Below are 14,055 nucleotides of genomic sequence, written 5' to 3'. Positions count from 1 at the left end.
TATCATCCCGACCGCAATGCCTTTAACACGCCACCAGGGCGCCGGCGGATCGGATGCCGGCGCCCTGGTGAACCTCACGTGAACTGTTTGCGCAGGAAGTCGGAGACCCACTCGCTCGCCATCACGACGATGAAGATGGCGATCAGGATGATCGTGACCTGGGGCCAGTTGAACAGGTTCATCGCGCTGTTCAGCGTGATCCCGATGCCGCCGGCGCCGACCAGCCCGATCACGCTGGATTGGCGGATGTTGATGTCCCAGCGGAAGGTCACGACGCCGACGATGGTGGGCATGATCTGCGGCAGGATGCCGTAGGCCAGCACCTTGGCACGGTTGGCGCCGGTCGCCTCGATCGCCTCCACCTGACCGCGGTCGATCTCCTCGATCCCCTCGGCGATCAGCTTGGCGGTGAAGCCGATCGAACGGATGCCGATCGCGACCACGCCGGCCAATGGGCCCGGCCCGAAAATCGCGGCGAAGATGATCGCCCAGACCAGTTCGTTGATCGAGCGCGAGGTCACCACGATCACCCGGGCGATCCACAGGGTGGTCCGGTTCAGGGTGGTGTTCTGCGCGGCCATCAGTGCCACCGGGATCGACAGCAGGCACGCCAGGATCGTGCCCAGCGTCGCGATGTTGATGGTCTCGACCATCGGCGCGATGATCTCGCCGGTGAACGACCAGGCCGGCGGCAGCATCCGTCCGGCGAGGTCGACCACCTGTTCCGGGGCGTCGAGCACGAACGGCCAGTGCACGTCCAGCCCCCAGACCGCCCATAGCACGACCATCAGGCCGATGAGCTGCAAGGCGAAGCGGCGCAGCGTTTCCTGCCGGCTGCGCCGACGCCAAACGCGTCGGCCAGCCGGGGTGTAGATGCCGTCGGTCATCATCGGATCGCCGGTCATGTGATACGCGCCCGGATGACGCCGCTCGCCCATTCCGCGACCAGCACGATGGCGATGATCGACAGCAGAATGGCGAACGAGAAGTCGTACTCGTAACGGCCGAAGGAGTTGTACAGCGTCGCCCCGATGCCGCCCGCGCCGACGATGCCCAGGATCGTCGATTCCCGCAGGTTGATGTCCAGGCGGTAGATGCACAGGCCGATGTAGCGCGGCAGCGTTTGCGGCTGCACGCCGTACAGCAGCACCTTCAGCCAGCTTCCGCCGGTGGCCCGGATCGCTTCGACCTGGCGCGGGTCGATGTCCTCGATGTCTTCGGCCAGCAGCTTGCCGACGAACCCGGTGGAGGCGATCGTGAGCGTCAGCATGCCGGCGAACGCGCCGAAGCCGAACGCCTTCACCAGGAAGATCGCGATCAGCACCTCCGGCAGCGTGCGGACGATGCCAAGGTAGCCGCGTGCGGCCAGATAAACCGGCCGAGGCACCATGTTGCGGGCCGCGCAGACGGCGATCGGGACCGACAGCACCACGCCGATGGCCGTTGAGAAGATCGCCATCTGCAGGCTTTCCAGGATGCCGTCCAGCAGTAATTGCCAGCGGGAAAAGTCCGGCGGCACCATCGCCTGCGCCATGTCGATCGCCTTCGGAATGCCGGCGATGAAGCGGTCCAGGTCGAAGTTCACATCGTCGATGGCGTAGACGAGGTAGGCGCCCAGCAGAACGACAAGTCCCCAGCGCAGCCACGGGCTGCGGATCATCGGTGGCTTGCGCCAGGTGCGCCCGGCCGTGCCGCGCGCCGGTTGGGCGGTGTCGCCGGGCGCGCTCATCCGGCCGCTCCGTGCTGGCTGGCGGGGGGCGCGGTCTGTGGGTCGTCGTCCGCTGCGCCGTCGGTTTCGGCCGTGCGGCTGGCCTCCAGCGCTTCGGCGTCCTCGGCGGCGTGGCGGATCGTCTGGCGCCAGTCGGCCTCGCCGAAGATGCGGGTCAGGATGTGCTCGTCGACCTGCTCGGGCCCGCCATCGAAAACGATTTTGCCCTGCGACAGGCCGACCACCCGCTCGGCGAACATCAGCGCCAGGCCGACGTCATGGATGTTGATCAGGGCCGGCAGCCCGCGTTCGCGCGCCAGGTCGGCGATCAGGGCGAGGATGGTGCGCGCGGTCTTGGGGTCGAGCGAGGAGGTTGGCTCGTCGACCAGCAGGATCTTGGGCTCCTGGATCAGCGCGCGCGCGATGCCGACGCGCTGGCGCTGGCCCCCGGACAGAGCGTCGGCGCGGTTGTTCTCGTAGCCCGCCAGCCCGACGCGCTCCAACAGTTCGAAGGCGCGGTCGATATCGGCCTGCGGGAACTTGCGGAAGAACGCTTGCCAGAAGGAGACGAAGCCGAGCCGGCCGGACAGGACGTTCTCCATCACCGTCAGCCGCTCAACCAGATTGTACTCCTGGAAAATCATGCCCATGTGCCGGCGCATCTTGGCCATCTGGTCGCTGTTCAGCGCCGTCACCTCGGTGCCGTCGAGCCAGATCTGGCCTTCGCTCGGTTCGACAAGGCGGTTGATGCAGCGAATGAAACTGGATTTGCCGGCGCCGGACGGCCCGATCACCGCCACCACCTGACTCTTCTCGACTTTCAGCGAGCAGGCGTCGAGCGCCTTCTGGCCGGTGGGGTAGGTCTTGGTGAGATTATCGACCTGAAGCATGGATACCGCGGAAGATCTAAGCAGGAAAAGGGCCCGGTCCCGGCGGGTGGCCTATGCCAACTGCCGGAACCGGGCTGTCGATTGAGTGTACGCGTTTGAGCGCGTACGCGCGGAATATTACCCGCTGATGTTGTCAGTCGTGTACTCGACCTCGTTTTGCTCCTGAATGGTGCGGATCACCTGCCAGTTGTTCTTGTAGGTGATCGGCAGGAAGCCATCGACGTCGGAGAACTCCTTGCCGAGCGACGTGCCCTCGAACTCGAAGGTATAGAACGCCTTCTGGATCAGCAGGGCCAGGCGCGGATGCAGGTTGTGCGCATGGCCAAAGCTGGTGGTCGGGAAGGACTGGCTCTCGTGGATGATACGGATGTCGTCCAGGTCGACCGCGCCGCGCTCGGCCATGCGGTCCAGGACGGAGGACGCGATGGGCGCCGCGGCATAGTCGCCATTGGCGACGCCGAGGATGCTGCGGTCGTGGCCGCCGGAGTAGGTGACCTCGTAGTCCTCGCCCGGGACGATGCCGAACTGGCTTTCCAGCAGTGCGCGCGGCGCCTGGTTGCCGGAGTTCGAGGCCTGCTCGGTGTGCGCGACCGTCTTGCCATTCAGGTCCTGGATGCTCTCGATGTCGCTGTCGGCCGGCGTGATGACCTGCATTTTGTAGCCGTACTCGCCTTCATCCGTGCCCATGATGGCGAACGGGTTGAAGCCAGCGATGTTGACGCCGAACGGCGTCGAGCCGGTGGACAGGCCGGCAACGTGCAGACGGCCCGAACGCAGCGCCTCGATCTGCGCGGCATAGGACTGCGCGGAGAAGAAGCGGATGTCCTTGCCGGTGACCTCCTCCAGATGCTCCATCAGCGGCTGGAAGGTCTCCTTGTAGATCGCCGGGTCCTCGACCGGCACGTAGGAGAAGATCAGCGTGTCCGGATCGGTCCATTCGCTCTCGTCCAGCGGCAGGTCCGCGACCATGTCGCGGTTCATATCGCAGTAGCGCTCGGCCAGCTTGCCGCGGTAGTCGCAATCGGTCATCTGCGCGTTGGCGCTCTGTGCCGTCGCGCCGACACCCGCGATCAGCGCGGCGGTGGCGACGCACGCCTTCGCCAGCTTGGTGATGTTCACAGACATAAGTCTCCCCTCGTTGGTTGGGCTCCGTCAGGCCGCCGCCAGGGTGTGCAGAGGCGCCAAAACGGTCGGCGGCAGGGTCGCGTCGGGGGCCGCGACGCGCCCCCCAATGCGCGCTCCTGGGTCCAACATCGCAACGATGACAGGGTGATTAAGCTCGGCTTGCACTTTTGTGAAAGCAGGCCTGTGCAGCTCCAAACGGTTTTCATGAGTCGGGGGATACTCAAGGCGTTCAGCCGCTATTATCACAGTCAAAATAATATCAATTCACTGGAGGAGTAAACGCTGTCAGTAAACTTTCATGTGCCCGCAAAAAGCTTTTCATCGCTTCGATTGCATCCCTACCCACGCCGTGTGTGCGAGCGGCATTCACCCGTTACAAAGGACAGGGATCATTCGTATGAAGCGTACGTTTCTCTTCATGAATATAATGTTGGCCGCCGGTGTGTGCAGCGCGATGCCCGCGTCCGCGCAGCAGGCGCATGAGGCAACGCTGGCCGGTCATGCCTATCTGCAGGCCGATACCTTCGTGCCGATCCCGGACGATGCGCCGGATGCGCTCGGCGTCGCGGCGAAGTTCGCGGGCCCGGACAACCTCCGCACCGAGCAGTTGGGGAGCATCGAGACGAGCTCGTTCATGTCGGCCAACGGTGCACCGCGCCTGACCGATGCCGACCGGCCGCACGCGGGTCAGCCGGTCCAGGGGTTTTCCGGCATCAAGCCGGCCGGCGACGGCGCCTATTACGTCATGGCGGACAACGGTTTCGGCAACAAGGCAAACTCACCGGACGCTATGCTGATGGTCCACAAGGTCGCCCCGGACTGGGATCGTGGCGAGGTCGAGCTGGAGGAGGCGATCTACCTCAAAGACCCGAACAAGGTCGTGCCCTTCCAGCTCACCAACGAAAACACCGGAACGCGCTACCTAACCGGTGCCGACTTCGATCCGGAAAGCTTCCAGATCGTCGAGAACGCGGACGGCGAAACCCGCTTCTGGTTCGGCGACGAGTTCGGTCCCTACCTGTTCGCCACCACGCCCGAGGGCGTCATCACGGACTTCCACCAAGTGCGGGTCGGTGGCGAGATCGTGCGTTCGCCCGATCACTTCGCGCTCAAGCTGCCGACCGAGCCGGACGGTTCCGTCGACTTCTCGGTGCGCCGCAGTCGCGGTCTGGAGGGCATGGCGGCCAGCCCGGACGGCGAGACGCTGTATCCGATGTTCGAAGGCCCGCTGTACCGCGATGGCGGCTACGAGTCCTCGGAAGAGGGGCATTACCTGCGGATCGTCGAGTTTGACGTTTCCGAGGGCGCGTTCACCGGCCGCAGCTTCAAGTATCAGCTTGAGCAGGACGGCCTGTCGATCGGCGACTTCAACATGATCGACGACAATAGCGCGTTGGTGATCGAGCGCGATTGGGGGGAAGGCGTGCCAGCCCAGGCGTGCGAGGGGGCACCGACCGCCGATTGCTTCAACAAGCCCGCGCAGTTCAAACGTGTCTATACGATCAGCTTCGAAGGCGTTGAGGACGGCGGGTTCGTCAAGAAGCTGGGGTACATTGATCTGATGAACATCCAGGACCCGAACGATAAGGCCGTCCTGGGCGGCGAGGGCGATCGCTTCACCTTCCCGCTGGTGACGATCGAGGACGTCCACATGGTCGACGATCGGCACATCATCGTCGGCAACGACAATAATTACGGCGTCTCGATGGGTCGTAAGCTCGGCGCGCAGGACCACAACGAGTTGATCCTGCTGGAAACGCCGGGCCTGCTGCAGCAGGCGCTGCAGGATTAAGACGAGAACGGTGCGATCGGGCGGGGCGGCTGCGAGGCGGCGGTTCCGCCCGATCCTATTCTAGAAGCCAGGCAGCCAGTAGGGGTCGTTCGAGCGACCGTTGCGCCCTTGCGGGGACGGCGTTTCCTGGCCCCAGCGGCTCGGCAGTCGCCCAGCGTCGCCTCCTGGTCTCGCTGCGAGGAAATCCAGCTGGATCCGCTGGAAGACTTGCGCGATTCGCGATGGCGGTTGGGCGGCATCGCAATAGCGCAGGGTGGTGAACACGCTGGACAGTCCGCGCGGCAGGAAGACCTCCGACTGGCCTTCGACCAGACGCTGCCAGGCCAGGAGGCAGGTGGCGTCGCCATCGCCCGTGAGCACGACATAGGCATAGTCGCCGTAGGCATTCTGCGCCGTTCGAACCCCGCTTGCCGTATAGTCGGTGGGGAACTGCTCCTGGATCTCGGAGTGGAGCCATTCCCGGTCCGGTTGGATGCTGGGGACGCGGGTGCGGATCTCGGGACGGCTGAGCGAAGAGACGAGCCCTGGGCGCGGCGGCCGCAGGTGGGCGATCACCTCGTTCGAGCCTGGAATGCTCGTGTTGTTGGACAGGATCAGGCGGTGGCTTTCGCCGAAATCGTAGACCCGCACGAAGCCACGAATGGCTGTGAGCTCGGGACGGGCATCGCTCTCCGCTGGCTCGGAAGACTGCGCTGCGGACGTGCCCGAACTCGGCGCCACGATCTCGAACACCGTGTCGGCCGGCGCCGCTTGCTGCCAGAGCGGTGCCACGGCTTCCCGGCGGTCCTCGTAGCGCTGCGGGGCCGTGCAGGCGGCGAGCGTCAGGCCGAGGAGCGCGCACGCCGCCAGCCCGCCGAGGGTCGGCCTAGCGCGTGTACTTGCGAACCACGGCCAGGGCATGGCGGGTGTCCTCCGTGCTGAACTGGATGTTGAGGTCCGAGAAGATCTGGGCGGCACGGCCGTTGTTCCCAAGGTTATAGTTCGCCCACCCCTGAATGACCTTGAGCCCGCGCGTCGGGGCGGCGTACCGGCGCCGGATCTCGAGAATGCGCAAGACCTCCGCGTAGCGCTGGCGTTCCATCGCGATATAGGCGTATTTCGCCAGCGCTTGGGCCTTCAGACGGTCCGTCTGCTCCTGGGGCAGGTCGGCGTCCTGCAGGGCCTGCATGGCGCGTTGGACTTGTCCCAGGGTGATCAGCGAGGTCGCCTGTCCGAGCAGGGCGTCGCGACGCAGCCGGACCCAGTCGGTGCCCGCCTGCTGTTTCTCATCAAGGAGCGAGAGCGCCTGTTCGAACCGGATTTCCGCTTCGACGTGCCGGTTGAGCCCGACGAGACACCACCCATAGGCCACGGCTTCCGCCGCGCCATAGTCGGCGGTGCCTTCGATACCCTGGGCTTCCGCCAGGCAGGCGCCGTAGTCCTCGCGTTGCATCGCCTGCATCAGCGGGCTTGCCGGATCCCCGACCTCCAGCGTGTCCGCGATCTCAGGATATTGGTCGCGCCATTCGTTCAGCGTTTCGCGTGCCGCTTCCAGCCGTCCGGCCTGGGACAGCGCCAGCACGCGCCCTTCCGCGGCCTTGGCCGACGGTGCCCAGGTCAGCGCCCTGGCGAACCAGTCCGCACTCTGGTCGAAGCGCTGACTGTTGTAGTGCTCCCAGCCGAGCGCCATTGCGAGCGTGGCATTCTCGTACCTTGTCGCCAGGCTTGCGTAGCGCTTGAGATGTTCTGGGCCGACGGTGCCATCGTTGGCCAGCCGGTCGGTTGCGATGCCGACCAGCAGGTCGCGTATCTGCCGGTTGCCGGCATGGGCGCGCGCGGTTTCTTCCGCCTGTTCGGTCTTGCCCTGGTCGCGCAGCGCCAGCACGAGCCCCAGACCCGACGCGCTGCCGCCGCCCCAGGCCTGGGACCGCTCGAACCACGTTTGGGCCTGTCGGTGCTGTTTGCGCTTTTGGTGATACCAGCCAAGCGTGCTGGCGGTTTCCGGATCGTTGGCCTGTTTGGCCTGATCGCCGTACCGGGCCAACTCGGCGCTGCTCAGGTTGACCTGTCCGTCGGCCGCGGCCGCCAGCCTCGACTGGTCGAGATAGCCTTCGATCCGGGCGATTGCGCGTTCGGTCTCCGGTCTCTGGGCCACGTTCCTGGCGACGCTCAGGAGGGTGCGGGTGGCTTCCGGCGGCAGGGCGGCGTGCGCCTTTTCGAGCGTCGCGACCCGTGCCTCGGGAGCCGCGCAGTCCCGCAGCGCGCTGGCAAAGCGTGTGCGGGCGCGCTCGGGCTGGTCGGTCGCCGCATAGGCCTCCGCCGTGCGCCAGATCAGGTCGATCGACTCGCAGGTCAGAAGGCCGGGATTGGCCTCGGCAATCTGGATTACGGTGTCCTGCGCGCCGATGTCGGAAGCGCTGACTAGGCGCTGGCGCTGCCGGGCGCGTTCCAGCGCCTGCATCATGTCCGCAGGCGGTTGCCAGTCCGGGTTGGCTTGACGCAGCTCGGCGATGCGCGCGCGCACGGCGGCGTACGCACCCTCGCCGTACAGGTCCCAGAGCGGCTGCACGTTCGGCCCCGATGGTTCCGCGCCCAGGTTTTCGGGTGGCGTCCAGCCCGGCTTGATCCGCTGTAGGCGCTCGACCTCGGCTTGGAACTTCGCATCCTGGCCGCTTTGCTTGTAGTAGCGCAGGGCAGCCAGATCGCTGGCGGTGATCTCGCCCGACCGGCGTTGCGACCGGAACTCCCGCGCGTCGATCGACGCGGGCGGCACGATTTCCAATTGCCCGCCGTCCTGCGCATGGGCATCGCACAGCGCCAATACGCTGCTGGCCATCAGGCTGAGCAGGAGCGTAGGGGTTAACAGCCGCATGACGTCTCCCCGCCCTCGGCAAGACAGGCCAACAGGCTCAGGACCGCGCCGTAGTACTGTACGTTCTCATCGCGCAACGCGCGGCCAAGCTCGTCCGGCGTTGGCGCTGAGGGGCTCCCGGTCACGAGTCGGCGCACGGCGGCGTAGCCGATGTTGGGGCCGGCGCTGAGGATCTCGTCGCTGCGCAGGTCGACCTCTAGGGGCAGGCTGCCGGACGCGCCAGAGCCCGTCCAGAGATCGCGGAAGGGCGCCAGCAGTTCGCTCGTAATCGGGGTGTCGCCCCAGCGCAGGTAGAGCGGGATGCGCACCGCATTGTATCCGAAGACCCCAGGGAACATGTCCGGCTCGGGCAGGCGAAGCTGGCCGTCGGGTGTCAGCACGACCCAGTCCGGCGGCAGGTTCCAGCGCCCGAAGCGCGCCTTTTGCAAGAGCTTGCGGCCGTCTTCGGCGAGCTCTCGCCATATCGCCCCGTCCGGCCGTGCGGCGAGGCGCTCAAGGGCCGGAAAAATCCAATACGCCAGGCTGATCACGACGTGGTCGTTCTCGTGCACGAACCCTTCCGGCCCCGGCAGCAGCACGGTGTAGCCGCCGACCTCGCGCACGAGGGTGTCACGGATCGCGCGCGCCAGCTCTTCGCCCCTGCGTGTGTAGTCCGGGTTATCGAATTTCTCACCCGCTTCCAGAAGGGCATAGGCGACCAGCAGATCACCGTCGCTGGCACTGTTCGGGTCTGGATAATGGTCGGGGCCCTTCGGCTGCCATTTCCACACAAGCAGCCCGTCCTGGCGGATCATCAGTCGGCTGTAGGTCCACTCGAAGATCCGCGCGAACGCGCCCGGGTCATCGTGCGCCTGGGCCAGCACGAGCCCGTAGCCCTGGCCTTCGGAATGGCTGATGTCATCATTGGCGGTATCGACGACGCGCCCGCTGGGCGCGACGAAGCGGTCCTTGAACGCCTCCCAGGGCGGACAGGTGTCGGCGGCGGCGGGCGTACAGATCGACGTCATCAAGGCGATCACGCCGATAACGGGCCAACGCGGGCGGCTAGACTTCGGCATGATATCCCCGGCCCGTTTTCTCCAGAAGCCTGTAGAGCAGGTACCCGAAAACAAGGCATAGCCCGAGGATAAGACCGGCCAGGATCCAGGGCCGGTCGCCCAGCCAGTTGGCGACGATCAGCATCCCCGTGCCGATGTCGACGGTCCCGCGGGAGATATAGTAGCGGTCGCGGGCCCGCCAGCTCATGACCTCTCTCGCATCGCTGCCGAAGAAGGTGACGGCGCCGTCCAGTTGGCCCCAAACCGCCCGCTGCTTGAGCCGTTCCGCCGCGCGCGACAGCGCCTGGTTGGAGCGGGCGATCACGAGGGTGCGGCTATGTCCCTTGGACCCCGGGATCTCGTATTGCAGGACGGCGAACGTAACCGGAAAGTCCGGGGCCGATTCCGGGCCGACGCCGATCAAGTCGTAGAATGCCTGAAGCTGCTCGGAGACCCAGGCCTCAAGCCTGCTTTGCGTGGAGTTGGTCTGCGGTTGCCGTTGCGTCTGCCTTCCCAGGATTTCGGCAAGGCGCGTGCGATCGACCGGTGCGCCATTGAGCAAGTCCGACCGGACCGCCTCGATGGTCGCAGCCGCCAGGGTATCGCGTGCGCCCCGGTCGTCGGCGGGCTGCGTCAGATCGAAACTCGCATCGCTGCGATCGCGCAGGTTCGTGATTAGCGTGATCAGTGCCGAACGTACCGATTCCTGGCGCAAATCGCCTTCCAGGACCACCGGCCCGCGCTCGCCGGAATAGGGGAAGCCCGTCGTGCCGGTCAGATGCAGGTTGGGCATCTGGTACAGGAACGACATGTCGTTGAAGGACAGCCGGCTTGCGCCATCGATCTCGAAGCGCGGTGGACTGCCGTCATTGCCAAGCGCGCTCGGGCAGGGCTCACCGTCGGCGACGGGAGTAAGCGCCTCGAAACCTAGGGTGTTGAGCCCGGGCCTGAAGCTGGTCATGGGCAGACGCAGGGTGGTTTGTTCCTCCTGCACGCTATTGCCCGGCTGCAGGTCTTCCACTTTCAGAATTCGGCCGTTCAGGCGGATGATCAAGCGGGCGTCCGGGCCGACCGTGCCGACATGGCGGTAGCGCAGGTCGATGACGCCGTCGTGTTCGCGCCGCGGGAAGAGTGCCGCCGGCAACCGGAATTCCAGGTTTTCATTCAGGACAACACCGTTCGACGCCTGGGTCGGCCGCCCGAGGTCGGTGAAGGTCTGTGTGCTGTGCGGCGGCATCAGCTTCGCGCGTGATGGCTCTGGGATCGGCGAGACCGTCTCGCCCGCAATGCCCGCGAATTGCCGGGCCGCGATCAAGACCTCCTCGGTGGTCCGTCCGGAGACGAGCAGCAGCGCCCGGTCCGCCGTGTCGCCGAGCGGATTTAGGGAGACGTGCGGGCCGACGATGTCACGCGCCACTGGGCTGCCGACAAGCGTGGCCACCTCGTCGCGCGTGTCCACGGCGACGTAGATCCCGGGCTTGAGCTGCGGCACGGCGATGCCGCCGTACGCTGTCTGAGGCGGACGGGCCTGCTTCGGGAGCGTGACACGCGCGGTGTCGAACCGCAGGTCCTTGGTCGCTGCGCGGGCGATGAAGCCTTGAGCGATCAGTCCGCTCAGCTGGGTGGCGCGCTCGGGCGATGTCGATTCCGGGGCCAGGAAGCGGATCGCCTGACCTTTGAAGACGCCGGAATTGAGCCAGGTCGCAAGATTTGCGGCTGTCACCCTGGGTGCCGGGTCGGCGTAGCGGAGCGCCAGCCGTGTCGCATCCAGATCGATGTCGCTCCAAAGATCGAAGTTCGATGCAACGCTGCAGGCAACCCGGTGCGTGTGCCAGGCGGCGAAGGTTAGGGTGTTGCGGCCGTAGTCCAGCAGTCCTGGTGGAACCTCAACCTTCACCTCCGCAGGCCCCGTGAGCGCCGCCGGGCGAACCTGTGCGATCGTTTCCCCGTTGAGTTCGATCGCCAAGCGCGAGTCATCGGGGAGAACATCCGCGCTGTTGCGGAACTGGGTGACGAACTGGACGCTTTCGACCCGTTCGGGCTCAGGGACCTGGAAGACGATGTCCCGGCGCGCCCGTGCACCCGTCAGGCGTAGCTGGTCGTCGAGACCGTCCACGTTCAGCGCCGGTTTGAGCGTCACGGTCTTCTGTCGGGCGGCGGCGTTTTCCCGTAGGGTTCCATACGCCATGGGGGGCGCCGGCAGGCGTCGATCGGCTTGCGGCGAGATCTGATCCGATGAGGCCGTGCGGCCAGCTCCGCCGGTGGCGCGCTCGGGCCCGGGCATCGCCGGGTTGGCGGTGGGGGGCGCGGGGGCTTCGTCGGTGGCTGGTGGGTAGATGACCGTCGGCGTATCGTCGGCCAAGCCCGGCCCAGCGCAGACGAGCAGCGCGAGCCCCGTTATCGCGGCGATCCGCACGGCATTAGCCACCATCGACGAAACCTTCCTGCCGGCGCTGGCGTGCACGCGTCGGCGTTGAGTCATCCTGGCGCCGGCTTGACAAGGTCCAACGGATGAAGAAGGCGGTGGCGGCAAGGCTGAGCCGGACGAACCGGCCGAAACCGGCCAGGAAGCTGCTGGTTTCGCGTCGCTCGCGCGTGGCCGCGATCCAGGGACGATGGTCGCTGTACACGATGTCGACCATGACGCGTTCTTCCGCCAGCGTGCGGGGAACGTACCGTCCGCGAATGTCGGTCCCGCCGTTGCGGGTGTGCACCCCGATCACCTCGAAGGCGACACTATCGGGCTCACCGGCATCGGATTGCGGCGCGCCGTAGGTGGTTGGCGCCAGACGGATGAGATCGCCCGGTGAGATGATCGAGACCGCGACCGGGTCCGCCACGAAAATACGTGCTCCGGTCGCCGAGGCGTCCACGACGTGGCCGGCCACCTCCGTGTCCGCGTTCAGCAAGATCGCGGGTCGGTTCACGGCCGTGCGGGGCATCTTGCGCCGTTGCGGGCGTTCCAGCAGCACGCCCAGGGCGGCCAATCCGATCAGGAGGTTGATCAGGTTCCAGGTGCTGACGATGGCGTAGACGTCGCGCAGGTCGGGCTGTTCGATCAGCCGTCCGACCGCGACGACGAAGCCGACGACCATGAGTGCGTTGAGTCCGAGCAGCGGTGCTGCGGCCGGCGACAGATGGCTCGTGTCCATCGACTCGCCCTTCGGCGTGACGGTGAACTTCGGGGCTTTGGGATGCAGGATGACCTGGACGAGCGCGCGCGCAAGATAGGTGCACTGGATGAATTCATAGAGTTCCGACACCAGCGGCGGGCGATAGGCGCCGTACAGATAGTGCGAGATCATGAGCACCGCGGCCAGAGCCGGCAATGTATGCACGATGAATTCGTCGACCCCGGCAACGTAGATCTTCGCGCCGGTGAACAAGAAGATAAGCGGGGCCAAAACCATGATCAGTCTGGCGAACGGAAACAGCCAGAAAATCATGCTCGACATGTAGCAGAGGCGCTGAGCAAGGGAGAGGCCGCGTTTCAAAAGCGGATTGTTGAAGATGAAGATCTGGGCCATGCCCTGCGCCCAGCGGGTGCGCTGGGTGAGGAAGGTCTTCAGTGTCTCCGGTTGCAGCCCGGCGATCAGCGGCGTTGAGACGTAGCGGCTGGTGTATCCCATGGCATGCAGGTCCAGCGCCGTTTCGCAGTCTTCGGTGATCGACTTGCCGCTGAACCCGCCGGCTTCTTTGAGCGCGGCCCGGCTCAGAACCGCCGCGGAGCCGCAGAAGAAGGTGGCGTTCCAGTTATCCAGCCCCGGCTGGACCGTGTTGTAGAACATCTCGTGTTCGCTGTTCTGGCGGGCGAACGAGCCGAGATTGCGCTCCTGCGGGTCCGAGTTCAGGAAGAAGTGGGGGGTCTGCACCAGGAACAGATTGGGATCGGTCAGGAAGTGCCCGACCGTGTATTCGAGGAACGCCGCCGAGGGCACGTGATCCGCGTCGAAAACGGCGACAAGATCGCCACCGGTCTGCCAGAAGGCGTTGTTGAGGTTCCCCGCCTTCGCGCGTTCGTTGCGCGTGCGGGTGATGTAGCCGCAGCCGAGCTCCTGCGCCATCGCTTGCAGCTCGGCGCGGCGGGCGCGGGCCGCGGCCGCCGCTTCGGGATCGGCCGCATGGCATTTCTCGTCGGTACCGCCATCGTCCAGGAGGTAGACGCGCAGCTTCGATCTCGGATAGCGCATCTGCTGGCAGGCCGTGAGCGTGGTCAAAAGCAGCGCACGGTCTTCGTTGTAGCTCGGCACGAAGACATCGACGGTCGGATACTGTTCCGGATCGTCCGGCAGGGGCGGCGTTGGCCAGCGGCAGGGACGGGCGACCGCGAAGAAGCCGATCAGTAGCATTATGATCGTATAGACCTCGGCGCCATACAGCAGGACGCCGGGGATGAAGGTGCCCCAGTCCGCGTCGAGCGGGATCGTCTGCGTGGTGCGCCAGATCAGGTAGCGGGTGACCAGGAACAGGCCCACGAGGACAAAGAAGATCCGCCAGCGCTCGCGCCCGCCCAGAACCTTGACCAAGACCATCACGGTAATCAGCACGACGCTCAGGAAGCCGTTGATCGCCAAGCTGAACGGCAGGGCCGCAAGCCCGATCAGAGCGATTGCCGCGATTACACTGAGAATGCTGGTCATTGGCTAAAGCGG

Annotated in this window: 10 protein-coding genes; 1 reads left to right on the top strand and 9 read right to left on the bottom strand. The window is 65.7% G+C overall.

Translation table 11 applies throughout. The annotated features are described in order from the left end of the window. Nucleotides 1-74: 74 nt before the first annotated feature. The 4 genes from phnE (RHOSA_RS0116285) to phnD form a co-directional block, all read right to left on the bottom strand. Nucleotides 75-905: a phosphonate ABC transporter, permease protein PhnE gene (gene phnE / locus RHOSA_RS0116285; protein ID WP_242468855.1), complete on the bottom strand. Its 831-nt coding sequence runs from the start codon at nucleotides 903-905 to the stop codon at nucleotides 75-77. Beyond that, a complete protein-coding gene (gene phnE / locus RHOSA_RS0116280; protein WP_027289515.1) occupies nucleotides 902-1,729 on the bottom strand; it encodes a phosphonate ABC transporter, permease protein PhnE in 828 nt (275 codons plus the stop codon). Before phnE (RHOSA_RS0116280) ends, phnE (RHOSA_RS0116285) begins: the two co-directional genes overlap by 4 nt. Further along, on the bottom strand, nucleotides 1,726-2,598 hold the full coding sequence (gene phnC / locus RHOSA_RS23040; protein ID WP_051432227.1) for a phosphonate ABC transporter ATP-binding protein: 873 nt from the start codon (nucleotides 2,596-2,598) through the stop codon (nucleotides 1,726-1,728). The genes phnE (RHOSA_RS0116280) and phnC overlap by 4 nt, the downstream gene beginning before the upstream one ends. Nucleotides 2,599-2,715: 117 nt before the next feature. Then, on the bottom strand, nucleotides 2,716-3,723 hold the full coding sequence (gene phnD, locus RHOSA_RS0116270) for a phosphate/phosphite/phosphonate ABC transporter substrate-binding protein (protein WP_027289514.1): 1,008 nt from the start codon (nucleotides 3,721-3,723) through the stop codon (nucleotides 2,716-2,718). Between the two features lie 454 nt (nucleotides 3,724-4,177). Between phnD and RHOSA_RS0116265 the strand changes: the two genes are divergently transcribed. After that, nucleotides 4,178-5,515, top strand: a complete 1,338-nt coding sequence (locus RHOSA_RS0116265; protein ID WP_242468854.1) for an esterase-like activity of phytase family protein — start codon at nucleotides 4,178-4,180, stop codon at nucleotides 5,513-5,515. A gap of 60 nt (nucleotides 5,516-5,575) precedes the next feature. Here the strand turns inward: RHOSA_RS0116265 and bcsN are convergent, their stop codons facing one another. Genes bcsN through bcsA form a run of 5 tightly spaced genes read right to left on the bottom strand, consistent with a single transcriptional unit; the run spans nucleotide 5,576 to nucleotide 14,043 of the window. Next, nucleotides 5,576-6,415 (bottom strand): cellulose biosynthesis protein BcsN, encoded by an 840-nt coding sequence (bcsN, locus tag RHOSA_RS0116260; protein ID WP_027289512.1) that lies wholly within the window; start codon nucleotides 6,413-6,415, stop codon nucleotides 5,576-5,578. Then, complete coding sequence (locus RHOSA_RS0116255; RefSeq protein WP_027289511.1) at nucleotides 6,381-8,366, bottom strand: hypothetical protein; 1,986 nt, start codon at nucleotides 8,364-8,366, stop codon at nucleotides 6,381-6,383. Before RHOSA_RS0116255 ends, bcsN begins: the two co-directional genes overlap by 35 nt. Continuing rightward, nucleotides 8,354-9,424, bottom strand: coding sequence for a family 8 glycosyl hydrolase (locus tag RHOSA_RS23035; RefSeq protein ID WP_051432226.1), 1,071 nt, complete (start codon nucleotides 9,422-9,424; stop codon nucleotides 8,354-8,356). The genes RHOSA_RS0116255 and RHOSA_RS23035 overlap by 13 nt, the downstream gene beginning before the upstream one ends. Then, nucleotides 9,411-11,834 (bottom strand): cellulose biosynthesis cyclic di-GMP-binding regulatory protein BcsB, encoded by a 2,424-nt coding sequence (locus RHOSA_RS0116245; protein ID WP_027289510.1) that lies wholly within the window; start codon nucleotides 11,832-11,834, stop codon nucleotides 9,411-9,413. The genes RHOSA_RS23035 and RHOSA_RS0116245 overlap by 14 nt, the downstream gene beginning before the upstream one ends. Beyond that, nucleotides 11,824-14,043, bottom strand: a complete 2,220-nt coding sequence (gene bcsA / locus RHOSA_RS23030; RefSeq protein WP_051432225.1) for a UDP-forming cellulose synthase catalytic subunit — start codon at nucleotides 14,041-14,043, stop codon at nucleotides 11,824-11,826. The genes RHOSA_RS0116245 and bcsA overlap by 11 nt, the downstream gene beginning before the upstream one ends. Between the last annotated feature and the right edge of the window lie 12 nt (nucleotides 14,044-14,055).

It is taken from the genome of Rhodovibrio salinarum DSM 9154 (assembly GCF_000515255.1).
Classification (GTDB): Bacteria; Pseudomonadota; Alphaproteobacteria; order Kiloniellales; family Rhodovibrionaceae; genus Rhodovibrio; species Rhodovibrio salinarum.
Note: the sequence above shows the minus strand (reverse complement) of the source record. Positions and strands in the feature narration are given on the sequence as shown.